The 24,111-nt window shown below is 35.0% G+C and carries 17 protein-coding genes; 12 read left to right on the top strand and 5 right to left on the bottom strand.

Going from position 1 to position 24,111, the window contains the following annotated elements; all coding sequences use genetic code 11:
- Positions 1–39: 39 nt before the first annotated feature.
- The 6 genes from ACP7AQ_RS06990 to ACP7AQ_RS06965 all read left to right on the top strand — a co-directional run bounded on the left by ACP7AQ_RS06990 (position 40) and on the right by ACP7AQ_RS06965 (position 9,242).
- Complete coding sequence (locus tag ACP7AQ_RS06990; RefSeq protein ID WP_426094942.1) at positions 40–519, top strand: DUF6265 family protein; 480 nt, start codon at positions 40–42, stop codon at positions 517–519.
- A gap of 224 nt (positions 520–743) precedes the next feature.
- Complete coding sequence (locus ACP7AQ_RS06985) at positions 744–2,252, top strand: ankyrin repeat domain-containing protein (protein ID WP_426094941.1); 1,509 nt, start codon at positions 744–746, stop codon at positions 2,250–2,252.
- A gap of 1 nt (position 2,253) precedes the next feature.
- Positions 2,254–2,736 carry a DUF2271 domain-containing protein gene (locus tag ACP7AQ_RS06980; protein ID WP_426064303.1) on the top strand — a complete coding sequence of 161 codons (483 nt, stop codon included), beginning with the start codon at positions 2,254–2,256 and terminating at the stop codon, positions 2,734–2,736.
- 241 nt (positions 2,737–2,977) lie between these two features.
- Positions 2,978–5,176: a PepSY domain-containing protein gene (locus tag ACP7AQ_RS06975; protein ID WP_426094940.1), complete on the top strand. Its 2,199-nt coding sequence runs from the start codon at positions 2,978–2,980 to the stop codon at positions 5,174–5,176.
- Positions 5,177–5,394: 218 nt separating this feature from the next.
- Entirely contained in the window at positions 5,395–6,408 is a 1,014-nt protein-coding gene (locus tag ACP7AQ_RS06970; protein WP_426094939.1) for an FAD:protein FMN transferase, read from the top strand.
- Between the two features lie 515 nt (positions 6,409–6,923).
- Positions 6,924–9,242: a TonB-dependent siderophore receptor gene (locus ACP7AQ_RS06965; protein WP_426094938.1), complete on the top strand. Its 2,319-nt coding sequence runs from the start codon at positions 6,924–6,926 to the stop codon at positions 9,240–9,242.
- 145 nt (positions 9,243–9,387) lie between these two features.
- Here ACP7AQ_RS06965 and ACP7AQ_RS06960 read toward each other — a convergent pair whose 3' ends face one another.
- Positions 9,388–12,021, bottom strand: a complete 2,634-nt coding sequence (locus tag ACP7AQ_RS06960) for a valine--tRNA ligase (protein WP_426094937.1) — start codon at positions 12,019–12,021, stop codon at positions 9,388–9,390.
- Between the two features lie 216 nt (positions 12,022–12,237).
- Between ACP7AQ_RS06960 and ACP7AQ_RS06955 the strand changes: the two genes are divergently transcribed.
- A complete protein-coding gene (locus tag ACP7AQ_RS06955) occupies positions 12,238–12,624 on the top strand; it encodes a DUF1573 domain-containing protein (RefSeq protein ID WP_426064308.1) in 387 nt (128 codons plus the stop codon).
- A 61-nt stretch (positions 12,625–12,685) separates the two neighbouring features.
- Here ACP7AQ_RS06955 and ACP7AQ_RS06950 read toward each other — a convergent pair whose 3' ends face one another.
- Complete coding sequence (locus ACP7AQ_RS06950; RefSeq protein ID WP_426094936.1) at positions 12,686–14,014, bottom strand: PDZ domain-containing protein; 1,329 nt, start codon at positions 14,012–14,014, stop codon at positions 12,686–12,688.
- A gap of 128 nt (positions 14,015–14,142) precedes the next feature.
- Between ACP7AQ_RS06950 and ACP7AQ_RS06945 the strand changes: the two genes are divergently transcribed.
- The 5 genes from ACP7AQ_RS06945 (at position 14,143) to lgt (ending at position 19,142) form a co-directional block, all read left to right on the top strand.
- Positions 14,143–15,348 carry a pyridoxal phosphate-dependent aminotransferase gene (locus ACP7AQ_RS06945; RefSeq protein ID WP_426094935.1) on the top strand — a complete coding sequence of 402 codons (1,206 nt, stop codon included), beginning with the start codon at positions 14,143–14,145 and terminating at the stop codon, positions 15,346–15,348.
- 221 nt (positions 15,349–15,569) lie between these two features.
- On the top strand, positions 15,570–16,241 hold the full coding sequence (folE, locus tag ACP7AQ_RS06940) for a GTP cyclohydrolase I FolE (protein WP_426094934.1): 672 nt from the start codon (positions 15,570–15,572) through the stop codon (positions 16,239–16,241).
- Positions 16,242–16,364: 123 nt separating this feature from the next.
- Positions 16,365–17,843: a cysteine--tRNA ligase gene (gene cysS / locus ACP7AQ_RS06935; RefSeq protein WP_426095060.1), complete on the top strand. Its 1,479-nt coding sequence runs from the start codon at positions 16,365–16,367 to the stop codon at positions 17,841–17,843.
- Positions 17,844–17,901: 58 nt separating this feature from the next.
- Entirely contained in the window at positions 17,902–18,150 is a 249-nt protein-coding gene (yidD, locus tag ACP7AQ_RS06930; protein ID WP_426094933.1) for a membrane protein insertion efficiency factor YidD, read from the top strand.
- Between the two features lie 65 nt (positions 18,151–18,215).
- Positions 18,216–19,142 carry a prolipoprotein diacylglyceryl transferase gene (gene lgt, locus ACP7AQ_RS06925; protein WP_426094932.1) on the top strand — a complete coding sequence of 309 codons (927 nt, stop codon included), beginning with the start codon at positions 18,216–18,218 and terminating at the stop codon, positions 19,140–19,142.
- A 58-nt stretch (positions 19,143–19,200) separates the two neighbouring features.
- Here the strand turns inward: lgt and ACP7AQ_RS06920 are convergent, their stop codons facing one another.
- From ACP7AQ_RS06920 to mdh, 3 genes are all read right to left on the bottom strand, one after another.
- On the bottom strand, positions 19,201–19,815 hold the full coding sequence (locus ACP7AQ_RS06920; RefSeq protein WP_426091580.1) for an acyloxyacyl hydrolase: 615 nt from the start codon (positions 19,813–19,815) through the stop codon (positions 19,201–19,203).
- Between the two features lie 137 nt (positions 19,816–19,952).
- Positions 19,953–22,925: a protein translocase subunit SecDF gene (gene secDF / locus ACP7AQ_RS06915; RefSeq protein WP_426094931.1), complete on the bottom strand. Its 2,973-nt coding sequence runs from the start codon at positions 22,923–22,925 to the stop codon at positions 19,953–19,955.
- A gap of 225 nt (positions 22,926–23,150) precedes the next feature.
- Positions 23,151–24,086 (bottom strand): malate dehydrogenase, encoded by a 936-nt coding sequence (gene mdh / locus ACP7AQ_RS06910; protein ID WP_091203887.1) that lies wholly within the window; start codon positions 24,084–24,086, stop codon positions 23,151–23,153.
- Positions 24,087–24,111: the final 25 nt, after the last annotated feature.

Genomic DNA, 24,111 nt, shown 5'->3' with positions numbered 1-24,111 from the left:
ATTTAGCTTAATCTAATTAAATACGAAAAATCTAAACTTATGTTTCAAAAAACGACTCTTGCACTGCTTTTGTTAGCCTTTGTTTCCTGTAAAAATTCGGATGCAAATGAAAAAGAAAAAATCAAAGCCGCAAATTGGCTTTTGGGAAATTGGGAAAGTAAATCAGTTGAAGGCAATCTAACCGAAACTTGGGAAAAAGTAAACGACAGTACGTTTCAAGGGCAGTCATACTTCATCAAAGAAAAAGATACCTTGCATTTTGAATCGATAACCTTGCAACAAAAAGGAGATAAGTTAACGTATTCCGCTACCGTTAAAGGACAAAATAACGACAAAGCGGTTACTTTCAAATTGACAACCGGAACAGAAAAGCAAATGGTTTTTGAAAACCCAAAACACGATTATCCAAAAAAAATCATTTATACCCAAATTACAAAAGACAGTCTAGTGGCTAATATTTCGGGAATTCAACAAGGAAAACCTAGTTCAGAACAGTTTTCGATGAAAAAAATCAAATAATCTGCTATAGACATAAAGTGACTAAAAACTTTACAGGTAAAGACGTAGATTTACGTAGTACTACAAACTGAATTTTAGCACTCTGTCTAAAAACACTCAAATGCTATTCATATTTATTCTAAATAATTTTTGTATTATTTAAATGGGTTGTATATTTGCGTCAATTTATTCTTATTTATTCTAAATAAGACGTTACAAAAAAGATCAACCCTAATAATATACGTATGAAAAAGAATCTTTTTATTTCTTTTGTCTTAGCCACTACTTTGTTTATGAATGCGCAACAAAAAAATACACTTTTGGAGCAGTCATTCTGGAAAACACATCCGGATGTAAATACAGTTAAAGCGGAAATAGCAAAAGGAAACAGCCCGTCAGCATCAACCCCCAATGCTTTTGATGTAACAGTTATGGCTATCAACAATGATGCTCCTGTGACTACAATTAAATTCTTACTGGAACAACCCGGGAATGAAGTCAATAAATCAACACACGACAATCGTATTTATTTACACTGGGCAGCAAATAAAGGAAATCCAGCAATCGTAGAATATCTAATAGCCAAAGGTTCCGATATTAATCTAGAAGACAGTCAAGGCTATACACCAATTACATTTGCAGCTACGAATGGTCAAAACAATATTGCTGTTTATGAAGCATTATTTAAAGCCGGAATAAACCCGAACAAGAAATATAAAGACGGTGTAAACCTATTGCTGTTGGCGATACCGTCGGACAAAAGTCTGACACTTTCTAACTATTTTATTACTAAAGGAATGTCTCTTGATGCTGTTGATGACTATGGTAATACCGCATTTAATTATGCGGCGAGAACAGGAAATATTACCCTTCTAAAAACACTGTTAGAAAAAGGAGTAAAATACAATGATAATGCACTAATTATTGCCGCGCAAGGTTCCCGTAGAGATGCAAATACTCTTGAGACCTTTAAATATTTGGTAGAGGAATTAAAAATAAATCCAGCAGTAATCAGCAAAACAGGTGAGACAGTACTTCATTTTCTTGCAGGTAAATCCAAACAAAACGAAATCATCAATTACTTTTTAGCCAAAGGAGTAGATCCCAACAAAGCTGATAACGACGGAAATACAGCATTAATGGCTGCTGCTGCATCCAAAGAAATCGCTGCAATGGAACTGTTATTACCAATTGTAAAAAACAACAATTTGCAAAATAGCAAAGGAGAATCGGCATTAACGATGGCGGTGAAGTCAGGAACCCCTGAAGCAGTTGCACTTCTTTTGAACAAAAGTGCTGCGGTAAATGTTTTAGATAAAGACGGAAACAATTTGGGATACTACTTAATACAATCCTACAGACCAATGAGTCGTGGCCCAGAAGTGGCAAATGGACCATCACAAGATCCTTTTGACGCTAAAATAAAATTGCTGCAAGACGAAGGATTCAACTTAGTCGCTCCTCAAAAAGACGGAAGTACGCTCTACCACTTTGCTATCGCCAAAAACGATTTGGCATTATTAAAGAAAATCACCAATTTGAACATTGATGTAAATGCAAAAAATAAAGATGGTTTAACTGCGTTGCACAAAGCAGCCATGATTGCTAAAGACGATGCTATCATAAAATACCTAGTGTCTATTGGTGCCAAAAAAGAAATCACCACTGATTTTGACGAAAGCGCCTACGCCTTAGCAAAAGAAAATGAGTCTTTAACAAAAAACAACGTTTCTCTAGAATTTTTAAAACAATAGTATGCAATCAATATTAAAATTAGGTGTAACAGCTTTGCTATTATCCTTATTATCTTTTCAGGCTTCCGCACAAACCAGTAAATACAAATGCATGCTGCAAATGTCAAACTACATGGGAGAAGGCGCTTATATTGTAGTTTCACTTATAAACGCTAAAGGCGATTATGTAAAAACGTTATATGTAATGGGTGATGATAAAAAATGGTACAAAACCCTTAAAGAGTGGCACAAATTTTACGCTAAAAAACCAGAAAACATCAGCGCCAAAACCGGAGCTTCTGTAACTGGTGGTGACCGAAGCATCACAACAATAGAAATTGAAGATGCTAAAATCAATAAAGGATTTAAATTACGATTTGAAACAGCAGTAGAAGATCATAAATATAATACCGCTGATTTAGAAATTCCACTCACAACTGAAGGAATTGCTGCAAAAACTGAAGGTAAAGGTTACATTCGCTACGTAAGATTAAATAAAATTTAAAAAACAGCTATATTTGCTAAAGGTAGTTTGGGCGTGACCCTCTCTAAAAAAGGTCGGGTCGGGTCTTCCGTTCCCGCTTTTTTTATAAAGACAAAAAAGCCTTTATAAAAAAGAGCTCCACTTCAACCCCTCACGCAAGCGCAGCGGTAAAGCAACCAAAAATATTTAAACAACATTTTAATCCAGTTTCAACTCCCTCCCTCCGGGGAGGGTTGGGGTGGGGAAACATACAACTTGACAAATGACTCTTTCTTTTTGGCGTTACTTACATTTGGCTTTGGCTGTATTTTCTGCTGCATTTTTAGTGTTGGCGTCCGCAACTGGTGTCATACTTGCCGTAGATGCCATACAGGAGAAAACACCGCCATACAAAGTAGAAAATTTTGAAAAAATAACACTCGAAGAAACTTTACCAGCACTAAAAAAAGCGTATCCCGAAATAACGGAATTGAATGTTGACCACAATCAATTTGTGACCCTGCAAGGTATTGACTGGAAAGACAATGATGTTAATGCTTACATCGACCCAAGAACTGGAAAAATACTAGGAGAACCCATCAAAAAAAGTGCGTTTATCCAATGGACAACAGCGCTCCATCGTTCTTTATTCCTTAAAGAAACCGGGCGTTTTTTTGTTGGTTTTATTGCCTTTTTGTTAATATTGATTTCCATTTCGGGTTTTGCTTTGATACTCAACCGTCAAAGAAGTCTTCGCAGTTTATTTTCTAAAATTGTAAAGGAAAATTTTGTACAATATTACCATATTTTTTTAGGTCGATTATCACTGATTCCAATTCTGATAATTGCACTTTCGGGTACGTATTTAACCTTGGAAAAGTTTAATTTTTTCTTCGAAAAAACAGATGTAGAAGAAAAAACCGAAATAGCAACACGTACGTCTATTTCAAAAAAAGAAACTCCTATTTCAGTTTTTAAAAACACGCTTCTGGCTGATGTTAAAAAAATTGAATTCCCTTTTTCAGATGATCCTGAGGAATATTATAGCATTACATTAAAAGACCGAAAAATAGAAGTCAACCAAATTACTGGCGCGATAGTGCGTGAAATTCCTTTTCCGTTGCAAACTTTAGTGTCAGACTTGAGTCTTAATTTGCATACCGGTCGCAGCAGTATTTTATGGGCGATAATTTTAGGAATAGCGAGTTCAAATATTTTATTTTTTATCTACTCCGGTTTTGCCATGACGCTAAAACGAAGAGCGAGCCGAATTAAAAATAAATACAAAGCTGAAGACAGCACATTCATTTTACTGGTAGGTTCCGAAAATGGAAGTACGCTACTATTTGCCAATGCCATTCAGAAACAATTGCTTACCAACGGAAAAAAAGTTTTTCTTACCGAAATAAATAATTATTCAGTTTATCCGATAGCAGAGCATCTTATCGTATTTACTTCAACCCACGGACTGGGCGATGCGCCTTCGAATGCGGGTAAATTTATAGCACTGGTCAATAAAACTGAACAAAATCAAAAAATCAATTTTGCGGTCGTTGGTTTTGGGTCGAAAGCGTATCCTGATTTTTGCGGTTTTGCCCGTGAAATTGATACCGTTTTGGAAAAACAAAATTGGACTGAACGCTTATTAAAATTACAAACCGTAAATGACAAATCAGCGAAAGAATTTGTAAAGTGGATTAAATTATGGAGTGCCAAAACAGGAATTCCACTTTCGGCAACTCCATCTTTATATAGTAAAGTTCCAAAAGATTTGCAAAAGCTGACCGTACTTGATAAAACTGCCATTTCTGATACGGAACATACTTTTTTACTTACATTACGTTCTAATAAGAATGCTAAATTTACTTCTGGGGATTTACTGGCTATTTATCCTTCAAACGACAATCAAGAACGTCTCTACTCTATTGGAAATCATAACGGCAACATACAATTAGTGGTAAAACTGCATCCTTCTGGTTTGGGTTCAGGCTATTTATATGGCGTTAAAAAGGGATCTGTTTTCAAGGCACGAATTATTAAAAATCTATCATTTCACTTCCCGAAAAAAGCATCTAAAGTAGCACTGATTTCAAATGGAACCGGCATTGCTCCTTTTCTGGGAACGATAGAACAAAATAAGAAAAAAATTGAAATTCATTTGTATTGTGGTTTTCGAAAAGCAACTGAAACTGTAATAGTATATGAAAAATTTGCTGCTGAAATGATTCAAAAACAGCAACTTAAAAGTTTTCATGTGGCGTTATCCCGCGAAGTAAACCATCACTATGTAATGGATCTAATCAAACGAGATGCTGATTTTTTTATGGATTTACTGTCACAGGGAGGCGTTGTAATGATTTGCGGTTCTCTTGCGATGCAAAAGGACGTGGAAGCGGCTCTTGATGCACTCTGTCTTGCGAAAGCAACTTTGAGAATTGCAGATTATAAGGCTAATAGACAAGTGCTGACGGATTGTTATTAAATCCTCTCCCCAGCCTTCTCCAAAGGAAAGGGAGCCGAAACTAAATTGAATTTACAATAACTACTGCTGTTTTTGTAGAATTGCTCCGCGTGAGTGATGGCAGTGAAGCTCTTTTTTTGAGAGGCTTTTTTCAGCCACTCAAAAAAAAGCGGGAACGTACAGCACGACCCGAAGTTTTTACGCAGGGTCACGCCCAAATAATTTTAACATTGAATTTTATGTTTATAAAATACTTCTTTTTACTGATTGCGATACTTTTTCTGAGTCAAGGAAGTCATGCACAAATCGGACGAAAAAGAACCACCTTACTTATGGGCGGTCGATTTGACATTACCATTGTAGCGAAGGATTCATTGTCAGCAGAACAAAACATAGATGCTGCTATTGTCGAAATTACACGAATAGAAAATTTGATTTCCGACTGGAAACCGGACTCGCAAGTATCAGAAGTGAACCAAAATGCGGGTATTCGGCCGGTGAAAGTGGACAGGGAAGTTTTTGAATTGACGCAAAGAGCGATTCGGTTTTCTGAAGTGACTAATGGCGGTTTTGACATCAGCTTTGCGGCAATGGATAAAATCTGGAAGTTCGACGGCTCCATGACTGAGATGCCTTCGGCGGAAGCCATTCAAAAATCAGTTGAAAAAGTAGGCTACAAAAATATAATATTGGATAGCGTCCGATCAACCATTTTTCTAAAACTAAAAGGGATGAAAATTGGATTTGGCGCATTAGGAGAAGGATACGCCACCGATAAATGCCGGGATATGATGCTTGCAAAAGGCATTCAAGCCGGAATTATAAACGGATCAGGAGATATGAGCACTTGGGGAAAACAGCCTAATGGAAAAGCTTGGAATATCGGTATTACGAATCCTTTTCATCCTGAAACAATTTTAGCTGTTGTACCATTAGAACAAGATGCCGTAACGACATCAGGCAGCTACGAAAAATTTGTTGTTTTTGACGGAAGACGCTATTCACATATCATCAATCCAGCAACGGGATATCCCGCTACAGGCTTATGCAGTGTGACGGTTTTTGGTCCAAATGCTGAAATGGCAAACGGTTTAAGCACTTCATTGATGGTTTTAGGGAAAACAACAGGACTGCTTTTGCTCAACAAATACCCTAATTATAGGTGCGTCATGATTACAGATAATGGAAAAGTAGTGAAATCAAAAAACTTCCGAATCAAGAAATTTAAGACCAAGTTCTTAGAAATTAAATAGTATACGGCAAAGCATAAGTACCACATCCAATTGTGTATGAAAAATAATTTTTACTCATAAACCATTCCTGATTATTTACCCAGACTATTTAAATTCAAAAAATAATTCTCTAAAAAATCGATTCTTTTGTCGCTTTATTTTTGATCATTTTCATTTTAAGCTTTACCATTTAAATAACCTAAACTCTTTATTAGTTTTGCTTTTATGTTACTTATTGGATTTGTTCCTCAGCACTATTTATCGTTCAAATTTACCTTAACATAAATTAACATAAGACATTTGCAGCTCTTTCAGACACAATTAACCGCAGGCACAACCGTCAAATATTACTTTTAAGGTTTAAAAAATGAATTTTATTAAGAATTATTTAATTTTTTAAAAATATAAATATTTACAAAACAACACCTTACAATTAAATATAAATATTATTCATATTTAATCTAAATAAGTTTTGCAAAACCACACTTGGGTTTTATATTTGCATTATTATTTTTAATTATTCCAAATAAACAATCATGAAATATATTTTCCTTCCCACATTAACCCTTTTATTTAGTCTATCGTGTTTTGCGCAAGAATCACTAAATCCATCTGACGATAAAAATTTTGATGACCCTTTCGAATCAATAACGGATACGATAAAAAACAAAAAAGGTGGAATTCTTAAAGAAGTTATTGTTACGGCCAACAAAGAGAAAAAGGTAGTTTCAGCATTAAGATCAGGATTAAAACCAATGGACACTCCGCAAAGTGTTCAGGTTATTGGAGCTGAAATAATTGAGCAACAGCAAGCCATTCGTCTAAGTGAAGTTATCAAAAATGCTAATGGTATTTATGTAGGTTCCGCACGTGGTGGCGCTCAGGAATCGTTTTTCTCAAGAGGGTATGATATGTCAGCCAACAATATGTTTAAAAATGGTTTCCGTTATAATGCAGGTTCTATTCCGGAAGTTTCAGGTTTAGAGAAAGTGGAGTTTCTTAAAGGTGGTTCTGCCTTATTGTACGGAAACGTTGCTCCGGGTGGAATTTTAAATTTGGTAACAAAAACGCCTTCTTTCAAAAGTGGTGGAGAAATTACAATGCAAGCAGGGAGTTATTCCTATTATAAACCATCGATTGATTTCTACGGACCTTTAAATAAACATATCGCTTATCGATTTAATGCGTCGTACGAAAACTCAGAAAGCTTTAGAGATTATGTCAAAAATGAGCGTATTTATATAAATCCTTCATTTCTTTTTAAAGTAAGCGATAAAACTCAAATTACGGTACAAGGTGACTATCTTAGTGCCGATTGGACACCTGATTTTGGGACTGGAATAATTGGTAAAACAATTTTAGATTTGCCCCGAAACACGTATTATGGAGCGCTTTGGTCAACAGGTAAAACAAAATCATCCAGTGCTTCAGTATTGGTCAATCATGATTTCAACAACAACTGGAAATTAAGTTTTAATTCTTCTTTTCAGTCTTACAACAGAACTCAAAAATCGACTGCACAGTTAAACTCGATTGACGCCAATGGAAATTGGAAACGTGGCTTGACACAAGCTGATGCTTCTGAAAAAATATTTGGAGATCAATTAAATTTACAAGGAACCTTTAACACTGGAAGCATCAAACACCAAATATTTACAGGAGTTGATTATGAAAATTCTATGGCACCAAGTTATACTTTTGGCTTCTATGCCAATCCAAATGGTACGAAGGCTTTAACCACTGAAGCAACTGCCATAAATCTATTCAATTACGATTATAGCACACAAAGCCTCACCTCGCCATATTCAACTAGAAGAACCCAACTGGCTACTACAGATACACAACGTTTTGGAGTATATGCGCAAGATTTAATTTCGATCACTGATTATGTTAAGGTTTTGGCCGGACTGCGTTGGTCATGGCAAGAAAGTGAGGTCACAACCTCCAAAGAAGTGATAGGGAAAGTGAATGGAGTTGACGCCATTACAACAACTCTAGATAATGCAACCGCTACAACTGGAACTAAAAACTTAAACAGAGCCTATTCCCCAAAAGCGGGACTGGTAATTCAACCAAATAAAGATTTGTCTTTGTTCGCCAGTTATTCGAACTCATTTACTCCTAATAGCGGAACAACGGTAGATTTGCGACCTTTAGATCCTTCTATAATAGATCAATTCGAGGTGGGTATCAAAAAAGATTTTTGGAAAGGTATTTTGAGTACCAATGTAACAGCATATCAAATCTCAAACAATAATTTAGCTCAAACCGTTTTGTTTGCGGCTGACGGTGTAACACCTAATGTAAATACGAACTTAAAAGAACTGGTAGGGGGAACAAAAGGAAAAGGAATTGAAATAGATGTTACTGCAAAACCAACACTAGGTTTGAACATCATTGCCGGATATAGCTTTAACGAAACCAAAATTTCTAAATCTTCAGGAACAAGCGGAAGTCTTGTAATAGGGGATATTTTAGCAAGAACACCAAAACATACAGCCAATTTGAGTTTTTTCTACAAATTGCCTAGCGGGGCACTGAAAGGGCTTACTTTTGGAGCCATCGGGAACTATATTGGTGACCGAACAGGAGGTTGGAATGACCGTTATGTATGGACAGAAAACAAACCAGTAACTGCTCCAAAAACATATACTGTGACTATTGAAGACCGTGACATTCCATTAAAAGGGTATACAACAATTGATGTTTCTGCAGGTTATGAATGGAAGAAATTCTCCATCTTGTGCAAACTATCTAATGTGACAAATGAGTTGAATTACACCGTACACGAAAATTACAGTGTAAATCCAATCGCTCCACGTCAAGTATTGACAAGCTTGAAATATAAATTCTAAAACCTTACTTAGGTTGTATTTTATCCAAAGTTTTTCTGTCCCTTTCATTTTTTTGATAAGCAGAAAAAGTTTTGAATTTTTTAATAAAAAAATCCCATCTCCTTTTGACCGGAAATGGGATTCTATATTTTAGAAGAATTTGAAGTTATTTCAAACCCGCCAAACTGTGTTCGATAGTTTCAATTTTTGCCAAAGCGTCGGCTTCTTTTTGTCTTTCGTTTGCCAATACTTTCTCTGGCGCACCAGCCACAAATTTCTCATTTGCCAGTTTGTTTTGAACCGATTTCAAGAAACCTTGCGTATACTCCAACTCTGTCGTAAGTTTAGCAATCTCAGCTTTTACATCAATGTTTCCGGTTATTGGAATGAAATATTCATTTGATTTTACACGGAAAGATAATGCTCCGTCCACTTTATCTGAAACATATTCTAATGAAGTAATATTCCCTAATTTGGTTACTACCGAATCAAAATAAGTGGAAGCTTTGTCATTGTTTACTACTTTCAGTTCGATTGTATCTTTGAAAGGAATATTTTTGTCTTTACGAATTGTTCTGATCCCAGAAATCACTTCAATTGTATTCTCAAAATCAGCAATTAAACTGGCATTGAACGGTTTCATTTCCGGCCAAGTTGAAACGATTAATGCTTCTTCTGTAGTTCTTTGATCAAGAATTTGGTAAATTTCCTCTGTTAAGAACGGCATAAACGGATGCAATAATTTCAAGTTATTTTCCAGCATTGCTATGGCTTTCGCCAAAGTTAAGCTGTCAATTGGCTGTTGGTAAGCTGGTTTTATCATTTCAAGAAACCATGAACAGAAATCGTCCCAAACCAATTTATAAATTGCCATTAACGCATCGGAAATTCTATATTTTTCAAAATTATCTTCGATTTCCAAAAGCGTTTGTTGCGATTTGGCTTCATACCATTCAATCGCAACTTTTGATGATTCCGGTTGCGGTATGGCATCTGAAACTTCCCAACCTTTTATTAGTTTGAACGCATTCCAGATTTTATTGGTAAACGCCTTTCCTTGATTGCACAATTCTTCATCAAACATAATATCATTTCCTGCAGAAGCGCTCAAAAGCAATCCCACACGAACTCCATCAGCTCCAAATTTTTCGATTAAATCCAAAGGATCCGGAGAATTCCCTAATGATTTGGACATTTTACGTCTTTGCTTGTCACGAACCAAACCAGTCAAATATACATTTGTAAATGGTTTTTTGCCTGTATATTCATAACCTGCTATGATCATTCTCGCTACCCAGAAAAACAAAATATCCGGACCGGTAACTAAATCATTCGTTGGATAATAATATTTAAAATCTTCACTTTCCGGATCCATAATTCCGCCAAAAACAGACATTGGCCACAGCCAAGAGGAAAACCAAGTATCCAAAGCATCAACGTCTTGTCTTAAATCTTTTGTTTCAAGTTTCAAGTTTAAAGTTTTGGCTTTTGCCAATTCTAAAGCATCTTCTATATTCTCGGCAACCACAAAATCTTCTTTTCCATCACCATAGAAATACGCAGGTATTTGTTGTCCCCACCACAATTGACGTGAGATATTCCAATCGCGAATGTTGTTCAACCAGTGTGCGTACGTATTATTAAAACGAGCAGGATGCAATTTGATTTCACCATCTTCTAATACTGATTTAATAGCAGGTTTCACCAAATCTTCCATTTTCAAGAACCATTGGTCTGACAAACGAGGCTCGATAACCGCCTTGGTTCTTTCCGAAGTTCCTACTTTATTCAAGTGAATTTCTGTTTTTGCTAAAGCACCAATTGTTTCTAATTCTTTGGAAATTTCCTCACGAACCACAAAACGGTCTTTTCCTTGGTAATGCAATCCAAAACTATTCAAAGTAGCATCTTCATTGAAAATATCAATAATCTCCAAATTATGCTTTTCTCCCAATGCCTTGTCATTCATATCGTGCGCCGGAGTTACTTTCAAACAGCCTGTTCCAAATTCGATATCGACATATTCATCTTCAATAATTGGAATTACCCTTCCGCAAATGGGTACAATGGCTTTTTTGCCTTTCAAATGAGCAAATCGTTCGTCATTTGGATTAATACAAATTGCAGTATCTCCAAAAATAGTTTCCGGACGTGTGGTTGCAATCGTCAGGAAATCTTCGCTTCCTTCGATTTTATATTTTAAGAAATATAATTTTCCTTGTTGTTCTTCATAAATTACTTCTTCGTCAGACAAAGTCGTTTTGGCTTCGGGATCCCAGTTTACCATTCGGTATCCTCTATAAATCAGTCCTTTGTTGTATAAGTCTACAAAAGAACGAATCACCGACGCTGACATATCAGGATCCATCGTAAACTTGGTTCGTTCCCAGTCACAAGAAGCTCCCAGCTTTTTTAATTGATCTAAAATTACACCACCATATTTATCCGTCCATTCCCAGGCATGCGCCAAGAATTCTTCGCGAGTCAAATCATTTTTATTAATTCCTTCCGCTTTTAATTTGGCAACCACTTTTGCTTCAGTTGCAATTGAGGCGTGATCCGTTCCCGGAACCCAGCATGCGTTGAAACCTTTAAGACGCGCTCTTCTAATTAACACATCTTGAATCGTATTGTTTAACATGTGCCCCATGTGCAAAACTCCAGTCACATTTGGTGGCGGAATCACAATGGTATATGGTTTTCTGTGATCTGGCTCCGAATGAAAATAATTATTTTTCATCCAGTAGTCGTACCACTTATTTTCAATAGTTTTAGCGTCAAATTGTGCAGGAATTGTCATTTTATCGTGGATTCGTTTACTCGTTAAATTCAAGTGTTTGTTGCCTATGTTAAACTGATAACAAAAGCAACAGGTACATTTTATATTTTGGTCTAATATTTGTAATTAAATTGCGGAACAAAAGTAAATAATTAAGTAGATTATAAAAAGAGAAATAAAAATTTGTGCATTAATTAAAAGAAACTAATTTTACTAAATGATTTTAAATAAATGAAAATGAAAAAAACTTTAATTTTATTCGCATTCGCATTGATCAGCAGCATCGGTTTTGCTCAAAATGGCCCTAAAATTGAGTTTGCCGCGAAAGACAACACTATTGATTACGGAAAAGTTACCAAGAATGAAAATGGCTCTCGTGATTTTATTTTTACAAACACAGGTAATGCTCCATTAATTATTACTAATGTACTGTCTACTTGTGGTTGCACGGTTCCTACAAAACCTGATGAACCAATTATGCCTGGAAAAACAGGAAAAATAACTGTAAAATACAACATGGCTCCTGGACCCATCAGAAAAACAATAACAGTTGAGTCAAATGCAGTGAATTACGAAGCTGGTAGAGTTGCTCTGAAAATAAAAGGAGAAGTGATTTCCAATTAATTTTAGAATTAATAATAAATTAAAAACGCTTTTGGATAATTTTTCCAAAAGCGTTTTATTGTCATAGGATATCGTCCAGCTTAAACCGAAACTTTAAAATTTGGCTTTCCCGTTCAATCTCAATATCAATCCACTTATCCTCTACCGACTTAAAAAGAAAATTGATTTCTTGCAAAGAATATTGATAAGGAATGTTGTTATTAATTTTTATAATAATATCTCCTTTTTGCAATCCTACTTTTGCCGCTGGCGAATTCTTCCTAACGTTAGCTATTTCATAAATAGGTTTCAATTTAAATTTATATTTAAAATCAGTAGTTACACTAACCCCGCCGGATTCATTATATCTCGTACTTAACGGAACTGTTCCCATGCGCACAGTTTCCTGAACCCACTGCAAACCATTGTGCTGTATTTCAACACCACTTTTATTGTAACTAAAAGGAGCTTGATAATCACTGTTTTTTTTGAAATAAAGTTGCTGTTCCCTATAATCAAATATGACCGTAAACCGTCTCATGATTTCGCCACCTACTGACCCCATTCGGTCTGGCACCATAGAAACGTTTCTAATTGAAATGGAGTCTGGAAAAGCCACAACCGGATTATTGAAGATAAAATCCCCCATCTGAAATTTCTCAATTCGGGCTCTTTTGCCTTCAACATCGCCACTAAAACCCCTGCCCAAAAAATCATCAAAATTTTTCTCTGGAACTTTAATCCATTTTGAGCGATCTTGAAACAACCAAATTGCATCGCTGTTACCAATATCAACCAATAATTTAACTGTTACGTCGCGATTACTCTGATAAACGCTGCTTTTTAAATATGGTTTCGAATTTTCGATAGAAATAGGAATGGAGCTAAATTTTTTAGCCATTTTAACTCTGTTTTTAGCCGTGTCTTTGTAAACGACAACTCTTCTTTTTCGGTAATCAATTTTGACTAAATTATTTCTAAAAAACTGGTAACCAATAATACCGTTGACGGGAATACCAATGTGAGATGATAAATTAAAATCAGGGTCCAAAACAATATAAAGCATGTGATTTCTATTCTTTAGACTGCTAAATTCTAAAATATTATTTGTCGATTTCAATCCTTCAACAGCCTCTTGGCTTCCTAAACCTTTTAATAGTATTTTTTCAATATTAAAAAAACGGACTTCTTTTTTATCTTCTAAACTGAACAATATAGTTTCAACTACACCAGTGTCCAGCAAAAAATTTAATTCTATCCCATTCACTTTAATAGGTACAAAAACCAAATTGTTGATTAATTTGAAGGGAACACTTATCTTATTTGCTTCTTTTTCAAACTGGAATCCTTGTTGCGAATAAGCTGAACAAACACAGCAGTAAATAAGTAATAAAAAGAGCGGTTTTTTCATTATTTTTTCTTTTCCATAAAATTAATAAATAAATAATATCAAAATGCAGATTTAACAATATATACAGCTTTTGATTAGAATAAATTCGGAAAAAAAATTGCAAATTTGCAATTCAATAATTTAAGACTATGCCAACAATATCAAACAAAGGCAAACAAATGCCAGAATCGCCAATACGAAAATTAGTTCCGTATTCAGAAATTGCCAAGAAAAAAGGAAATAAAGTATATCATTTAAACATAGGTCAACCGGATATAAAAACACCCGAAGTTGCAATGAATGCTGTTAAAAATATTGATTTAACTATTTTAGAATACAGTCATTCTGCCGGAAACGAAAGTTATAGAAAAAAATTATCGGCATATTATATCAATCAAGGTATTTCGGTAAACCTCGAGGACATTATAATTACCACAGGTGGATCAGAGGCACTTATGTTTGCCATGGGAAGCACGATGGATCACGGCGATGAAATCATTATCCCGGAGCCTTTTTATGCAAATTATAACGGATTTTCAACGGCTTCAGGAGTTATTGTTGTCCCTGTAATTTCGACAATAGAGACTGGTTTTGCTCTTCCGGCTGTAGAAGATTTTGAAAAACTGATCACTCCAAAAACAAAAGCGATTCTTATTTGCAATCCAGGAAATCCAACTGGATATTTATATTCCAAAGAAGAAATCATGAAACTGGCAGCATTGGTCAAAAAACATGACTTATTCTTAATCTCTGATGAAGTATATCGTGAATTCACTTATGATGGAGATGTACATTATTCTGTAATGAATGTTCCCGGACTTGAAGAACACGCCATTATGATTGACTCTGTTTCTAAAAGATACAGTATGTGTGGCGCAAGAATAGGATGTATTGTGTCTAAAAACAAGGAAGTCATGGCTGCTGCAATGAAATTTGCACAAGCAAGATTAAGCCCGCCAACCATTGAACAAATTGCAAGCGAAGCCGCTCTGGACACACCGCAAAGTTATTTTGACGAAGTAATTTCAGAATATAGAGAACGAAGAGACACTTTAATTGAAGAGTTAAATAAAATAGACGGTGTTATTGTAAGCAAACCAAAAGGAGCTTTTTATTGTATCGCGCAATTACCGGTGGACAACGCTGATGCATTTGCAAAGTGGCTTTTAGAAAGTTATGACCTAGATGGTGAAACCGTAATGGTAGCACCCGCAGCTGGGTTTTACTCGACACCTGGAGTGGGATTAAATCAGGTTCGTATTGCTTATGTTTTGAAAAAAGAAGACTTAATAAGTGCCGTACGCATACTAAAAGCAGCAATTCCTGTTTACAATGCAGCCCAAACAAAAGCGTAATTAACGTATATTTCAGTTTTACTCATTGAGTAAACGGAAGGATTTTATAAAAAGGCAATAACACACCCGTTATTGCCTTTCTTTTTAGGTCCAAAAACAAAAAAAATCTCCTGATTAATCGACAAAGTACTCTTAAATAATAAGAGCGATAGAAATTCTTTACTTTTTATTATTTATCTTTACCCCTTAAATATTTATACCCACTATAATAGTTGCTTTTAATGATAAAAAACGAAGAATTGCAAGACGAATTAGGAGACAATCATGTTAGTTTATCCGCGAATAATCCAGTAAGAGACGATGCTTTTGAACTTACTGATGATGAAAAAATTGAAAAAATAAAAAAAGACGTCGAGAGTATTCTAATCACACTTGGAATGGACTTGACCGATGATAGTTTAAAAGGCACACCCAATCGTGTTGCTAAAATGTTTGTGACGGAAATTTTTGGAGGTTTGAATCCTGCAAAAAAGCCAAAAGCTTCCACATTTGACAACAATTACAAATACGGTGAAATGTTAGTTGAAAAAAACATCATCGTATATTCTACCTGCGAACATCATTTATTACCCATTATAGGAAGAGCTCATGTGGCTTATATTTCTAACGGAAGAGTTATTGGTTTATCTAAAATGAATCGTATAGTGGAGTATTATTCCAAAAGACCTCAGGTTCAAGAGCGTTTGACGATGCAAATTGTTCAGGAATTACAAATTGCTTTGGGTACCGAAAATGTAGCTTGCGTGATTGATGCCAAACACCTTTGCGTAAATTCAAGAGGAATTAGTGATATAGAAAGTAGCACTGTGACATCTGAATTTGGCGGAAAATTTAAAGATAGTGTAACTCGTAGAGAGTTTCTGGACTATATTAAATTAGAAACAAAGTTCTAAGTAACCCGATTTATTTAGTACCCATAAATTCCTAGCCCTGATGGAAGCGGCATCCTTTTTATGGCTTCTTTAGCCATAAAAAGATACAGCAAACAGCAGGAAATGGCTCAAAAAAATAAAAAAATGCCTTTATACAATACGCAAACGCTTAAAATATACAATTCTCTTTCGGGAGAAAAAGAAACATTTACACCCATTCACGAAGGAAATGTTGGGATGTATGTTTGTGGGCCAACGGTTTACAGCAATGTGCATCTTGGAAACGTGCGTACTTTTATGTCTTTTGATGTGATTTTCAGGTATTTTCTACATTTGGATTACAAAGTGCGTTATATTAGGAACATTACTGATGTGGGCCATATTGTGGATGATGTGGATGAAGGCGAGGATAAAATCGCCAAAAAAGCGCGTCTGGAGCAACTAGAACCGATGGAAGTTGTACAGCGTTACACCGTAGATTTTCATGACATTTTGAATGCATTTAACTTTTTGCCACCAAGTATTGAACCAACGGCAACGGGTCATATTATTGAACAAATCGAAATTATAAAGACTATCATTGAAAAAGGAATTGGTTATGAAGCCAATGGATCCGTTTATTTTGATGTGGTAAAATTTAATCAAACCAATCATTACGGACGATTAAGCGGACGGAATATTGAGGATATGCTTGCCAATACCCGTGATCTTGACGGACAAAGTGACAAGAGAAATCCACAGGATTTTGCGCTTTGGAAAAAAGCGGAAACCCAACATATCATGCGTTGGCCTTCGCCTTGGAGCGATGGATTTCCAGGATGGCACTTAGAATGTACCGCAATGAGCACTAAATATTTAGGCAATCATTTTGACATTCATGGTGGCGGAATGGATTTAAAATTCCCGCATCATGAGTGCGAAATCGCACAAAACGAAGCCTGTACCGGTCAAACTCCAGTTAATTATTGGCTACATGCCAATATGCTCACCTTGAACGGTAAAAAAATGGCTAAATCTACGGGCAATAATATTTTACCAAGAGAAATATTGACGGGAGAAAACACGATTTTGAGTAAAGCATTCTCAGCATCGGTTGCGCGATTTTTTATGTTACAGGCGCATTACCGAAGTATTCTTGATTTCTCTGATGACGCCATTGTTGCTGCCGAAAAAGGATACAAACGATTAATGGAAGCGATGAATTCATTAAAAGAGATCACTGCTGGCACAAAAAGCACGGTTAATATTGCTGCTTGGAAACAGTCCTGTTATGACGCGATGAATGACGACTTTAATACGCCAATTTTGATCGCGCAGTTGTTTGAAGGCGTTCGATTTGTCAATTTATTAAAGGATGAAAAAGAAACTTTGAATGCCGATGACTTAAATTATTTTGCAAAAACAATGCATGCATTTGTTTTTGACGTTCTAGGTTTAGAAGATGAAAAAGTTTCGGACAGCAGTAACGATAAGTTAGAAGGGACAGTGAATATGCTTATCGAAATGAGAAAACAGGCCAGAGACAACAAGAATTTTACTTTGTCCGATCAAATTAGAGACCAATTAATTGCTTTAGGAATTCAGTTAAAAGACGGAAAAGAAGGAACAACATTTAGCATTTAGTCTTCAGTTATCCATTTTTAATGATTAGTGCAGAATTTTAAATTGAAACTAATAAAATATGATTTCAAAAATCCTCATATTTCCTTTTATACTATTAGTTCGATTTTATCAAGTTGCTATTTCTCCGTTTACACCTTCCGCTTGCCGATTTGAACCGACTTGCTCATCCTACATGATCCAAGCCTTACAAATTCACGGTTTGTTTTACGGAGGATTTTTAGGAGTAAAACGCATTTTGAGTTGTCATCCTTGGGGGAAAACGGGCTATGATCCTGTTCCAAAAAAAACATGCAATCACAATCATTAACCTTTTTGAGCATAAATGTACTTAAAAACTCTATTTTTACGACTAATAAATAAATTTAACACTAAATGACACACGCTTTAAACATCGTTTGGAATCCATCAGAAGGAATCGATTTAGGCTTTTTTATCATTCGATATTATAGCTTAATGTTTGTAATTGCTTTTGGATTAGGCTGGTACATCATGAAACACATCTTCGAACGAGAAGGTGAATCGATAGAGAAATTGGATTCTTTGTTTATCTGGACTGTGTTGGCAACCTTAATTGGTGCTCGTTTGGGACACGTTTTCTTTTACGATTGGGAATATTACCGCAATCATTTATTAGAAATTATTTTACCTTTTCGATTTAGTCCGAATTTTGAATTTACAGGATATCAAGGTTTAGCAAGTCATGGCGCTGCTATTTCTATAATAATTGCCATGTATTTTTATAGCAAAAATATATTGAAAAGACCACAGTTATGGATTTTAGACCGTGTTGTTATTCCTGTAGCGAGTGGCGCCATTTTCGTCAGATTAGGCAACTTTTTTAATTCGGAAATTATTGGTCATGAAACCACATCTTCCTTTGGAATAAAATTCATTAAAGATCATTTTAGTCCGATGGATGCCGTCAATGCTACTCAAATAGCGAATCCTAAAGACGCCTATAAAGCCATTGCAACAGAGCCTAAATTCGCAACTTTACTGGAACAGGTTCCTGCGAGACATCCTACACAGTTATACGAAGCATTTTGTTATATTTTTGTTTTTGCAATATTGTTTTTTATGTATTGGAAAACCGAAAAAAGAAAATATACTGGATTTATTTTTGGAATGTTCCTCGTTCTTTTATTTACCGTTCGTTTCATAGTGGAATCCGTCAAAGAAAGTCAGGGTGGTTTCGAAAGCGCTTTAGGCTTGTTTTCAACAGGACAATGGCTCAGTATTCCATTTATACTTATAGGACTGTATTTCATTTTTACAGCTCAAAAAGAATTAACGAATTAAAAAATCATTTCGTTTCGAAAAAAAAGCGTTAGCGACATCAAAGTAGCTAACGCTTTTTTTATAGGGAAAATAAAAATCCAAAATCAATGTTTTTTGTATTATAACCGGAATTTTTTTTCTGTAGACCAGCGTTAGAAATGTGACGAATATTTGGCCGTATGTCCAATGTAATTCTGTTAACTTTGCAAGTGAATCCTATGGCTAAAACATCTGCGAAGGCAAAACCTTTAGACAAGCGCTCCGTTTCCGTATCTGTAATCATTGGTCCGATACTTCCTAATACATAAATAGAGGCCGATTTAAAGACTGGTTTCCTTGCCAGAAAGCCAATATTAAAAACATATTCTTTTACATCCTTTAGCTTTGTATACATCTCCCGTTTAGCTTCATAATCCGGTTCATCAGGTGCTACGAAATACAAATTTAAGAGTTGGTGTTTTGCAAAATTAAGCTCCGGTTGCAGTACTAATTCATATTTAAAGCGCTTTGTATCCTTTATTTTGTAATATAATTGCAACTTGAAATATTGGTTCGTATAAGTATAATTTCTATTTTTAAATTCATTTCCTGATCCGTAAGCAAAGCCGAATTCAATTCTATTGCCTTTATCTTGCGCATAAAATGGGATTGAACTGCAAATAACAATTACAATAAGAAGTGCTTTTTTATTCATAGAATTTAGATTTAAAACTCTTCCGCTCTTTACAATCAACTGTTAAATTACGAATTAAAAATCACACTTTGGTTTACAACAAAAAAAAGAGATTCAACTTTCGCTGAATCTCTTTTTATAAAGTATAGAAAAAAATTTTAGTCTTCTAAATGTGCTCTTTCAACCTTGTTTTTATCTTCTTTTGAAATTGTATCCACCAACACCGGTGTTGCGATAAACAATGAAGAATATGTTCCCACTACAATACCTACTAACATAGCAAATATAAATCCTCTGATTGAGTCCCCACCGAAAACAAACATAATTAACAAAACAACAATCATTGTTAATGACGTATTGATTGTTCTGGACATGGTTGTATTAATTGACTGATTTACAATATCAGAGAACGTTCCTTTAGTTTTACCGGCTAAAAACTCTCTAACCCTGTCAAATACAATAACAGTGTCGTTCATAGAATATCCAATAACGGTTAGAATCGCAGCGATAAAATGCTGATCGATTTCCATTCCAAAAGGCATGAATTTATAACATAATGAATAAATTCCTAATACAAAAATAACATCATGTGCAATGGCGGCAATCGCACCTAAACTATATTGCCACTTTCTGTAACTGATCATTAAGTATAAAAACACTATTGCCATTGCTCCAAGTACTGCCCAATATGCATTAGTTTTAATATCCTGCGCTACTGTTGGACCAACTTTAGAAGCTAATAAAACTCCTACTTTTTTACCATCGTAAGCATTTATAAATTTATCATATGTCATATCTGCTGAAAAATGTTGTTTTAAAGTCGCAAATAACAATTTATTCACTTCTTCATCTGCTTTTATTCCTGGTTCTTGAACTTTAAATTTGGTAGTTATTTTTAATTGATTATTATTACCAAAAACTTTTACTTCAGCACTACCATCAAAAACTTTTGCTAATTCTGCTTTTACAGTTTCTGTTTCAATTGGTTTTTCAAAACGCACTTGGAATGTTCTTCCTCCCACGAAATCAACTCCCTCATCTAGACCGTTTGTTGCTAATGAAATAACACTAATAATTACAACGATACTGGAGAACAAATAAGTCCATTTTTTCATTCCTAAGAAATCAAAATGAAAATTATTGAACATATTTTTAGAAAAATTTGTTACAAAAGTCAAATTGTTCTTTTTGCTTATATTCCAGTCAATGAAGATCCTTGCAATAAAGATTGAAGTAAATAAAGATGTTACTATACCGATCAATAATGTAGTGGCAAAACCTTTAATTGGTCCTGAACCAAAAATAAATAACACTGCTCCAGTTAAAATATGGGTTACATTCGCATCTGTAATGGATGACATCGCACCTCTCCAGCTGTACGAAGTTTTTACCGCTTCTTCCAGAGTTTTACCAGCACGCAATTCTTCTTTTGCTCTTTCGTAAATAATGATATTTGCATCCACTGCAGTACCCATCGTAAGAACAATACCAGCAATACCCGGCAATGTTAATACTGCTCCAAGACTTGCTAAAATTCCGAATAAGAATAATAAGTTAACCGCTAGTGCAACATTTGCATACCATCCGGCTTTACCATAATAAATCATCATCCAAAGTGATACTAAAAGTAATCCGATCAAAGCGGAGTTAGTACCATTATCAATTGCTTCCTGACCTAAGGATGGACCTACAACCTCTGACTGTACAATATCTGCAGCTGCAGGAAGTTTACCCGCTCTTAAAACATTTGCTAAATCTTTAGTTTCTGTTACATCAAAAGCTCCTGAAATTTCAGATCTACCACCTGATATTGGGCCCGTAGAAACTCCAGGTGCGGAATAAACGATATCATCAAGAACAATAGCGATATTGCTTTTTTGAGTATATGCTCTACCAGTTAGTTCTTCCCAAGCTTTTGCACCTTGACCGTTCATTTGCATAGAAACAGCCGGTTTACCACTTTGATCAAATGTATCGCTTGCATCAGTAATTACGCCACCGCTCATTGCAGGCACATTATCTCTATTTCCTTTTAAAGCGTATAATTCTACAGCATCAACATCTTTTGCTTTAGCATCTTTTATTATCATTGGTTTACCCCAAACAAATTTTGCATATCGTTGGTCACCTGCTAATAAAATTCTGATATTAGCTCTTTTCAAATATCCGTTTACAACGGCAGTATCTTTTGGAGAGAAAAGTCCCAAAACCGGACCTCCACCTTGACCAATTATTTTATCAAATAAAGGATTTTCTCCTTTTTTAGCAGCAGTTGAATCTTTAGCATCAGTAAGTAACGCACTTAAAGAATCTTTGACAACTGGTTTTACTTCAGTCGTGTTGATTTCAGTTTTTTTCAATGACTCATTAGCAGCCATTAAAAAGTTACCTATTTCTTCAATTTTGTATGTTTCCCAAAACTGTAATTGAGCTGTGCTTGATAATAATTTTTTAGCACGATCTACATCTTTTGCACCTGGAAGTTCAACAAGAATTTGACCTGAATTTCCTAGTTTTTGAATATTAGGCTGCGTTACACCAAACTGGTCAATACGTTTTCTTAAAACTCCAAAAGCACTTTCTACAGACTCATCTACTTTTCTGGAGATAACCTTTTTTACTTGTGCATCCGTCATTTGAAAATCTACTCCACCTTCACCTTGTAAACTTCTGTTTGCGAAAATATCAGGAGAAGCTAATTTTACAGTTCCTTTTGAATTGGCATCAAAAGCATCAAAAAACTTATCTAAATACGATTTATTCCCTTGTGAATCTGCAGTCGCATCAGCCAAAGACTTATTGAAAACTGGATTTTTAGAATTATTAGATAATCCTTTTAAAATATCTTTAACAGATATTTGAAGTATAACATTGATACCACCTTCTAAGTCAAGACCTTTATTGATCTGCTTATCACTTACTTCATTAAAAGTAAAATTAGTAAACCCAAGATTAAATACTTCTTCTTTACCAATAGAATCTAAATATTTTACTTCTTTGTCAGCATTTCCATTAGCAAAAGATTTTGCATCGTTTTTTACTTTGCTTGCGACAAAAGTGAAAGAAAGTTGGTAAATACTTACCAATGCAAATAGAATTGCGAAAAATTTAATAAGTCCTTTATTCTGCATTATTACTAAAAATTAATTATTTTTTATTTATTTATTTTTGCTTTAAACCTTGTAAAACAACATTTTACATCCATTTTTAAATTTAAAAAAGAATCTCAATAGTTACTTCATTTTTTTTAAACCGAGCAAATATATAATTAACGTTAAGATTAACCAATTTATTTATAGATTAATCTCAAGAAAAAGACTGCAATGATGCAGTCTTATCTTTTTTCTATGTAAATTTTATACCAAAATCGATTTTAAAGCGTCATTCATTTGTCTAACGGCATCAGCACTTTTAGCAAATAAGGTTTTTTCAGCATCATTTAGTTTAATGTCAAGAATTTCTTCCACTCCATTTTTACCAATAATACATGGAACACCAATACAGATATCATTTTGACCATATTCTCCTTCAACGAAAACAGAACAAGCGATCATTTTCTTTTGGTCATTCAAAATACTATCTACCAAAAAAGCAACTGAAGCTCCCGGAGCATACCAAGCCGATGTTCCAAGAAGTCCCGTAAGTGTAGCTCCACCTACCATAGTGTCCGCAGCTACTTTTTGCAATTGTTCTTCCGAAAGAAATTGTGAAACTGGGATTCCGTTGTAAGAAGCTAATCTTGTCAAAGGAATCATAGTAGTATCACCGTGCCCACCAATAACCATTGCTGAAATATCATTAGCAGGTTTGTCTAAAGCCAAAGATAAATATGTTCTGAAACGAGAACTGTCTAAAGCTCCACCCATCCCAATAATTCTATTTTTTGGCAATCCAGTAGATTTCAATGCCAAATATGTCATGGTATCCATAGGATTTGAAACTACTACAATAATAGTATCCGGTGAATGCTTTAATACATTTTCAGCAACTGTCTTCACAATTCCTGCATTAATTCCTATTAATTCTTCACGAGTCATTCCTGGTTTTCTTGGAATTCCTGATGTAATTACCACTACATCACTTCCTGCTGTTTTAGAATAATCATTGGTAACACCTGATACTTTGGTATTAAAACCTGTATTAGTGGCACATTGCATGATATCTAATGCTTTACCTTCAGCAAAACCTTCTCTAATATCCAACAACACTACTTCGCTGGCAATTCCTCTATAAGAAATCACGTCCGCACATGTTGCTCCTACATTTCCTGCTCCTACAATGGTAACTTTCATATTTTAAAGTTTATTCGGTTATTTG

Source organism: Flavobacterium sp. DSR2-3-3, from assembly GCF_049896585.1.
Classification (GTDB): domain Bacteria; phylum Bacteroidota; class Bacteroidia; order Flavobacteriales; family Flavobacteriaceae; genus Flavobacterium.
Note: the sequence above shows the minus strand (reverse complement) of the source record. Positions and strands in the feature narration are given on the sequence as shown.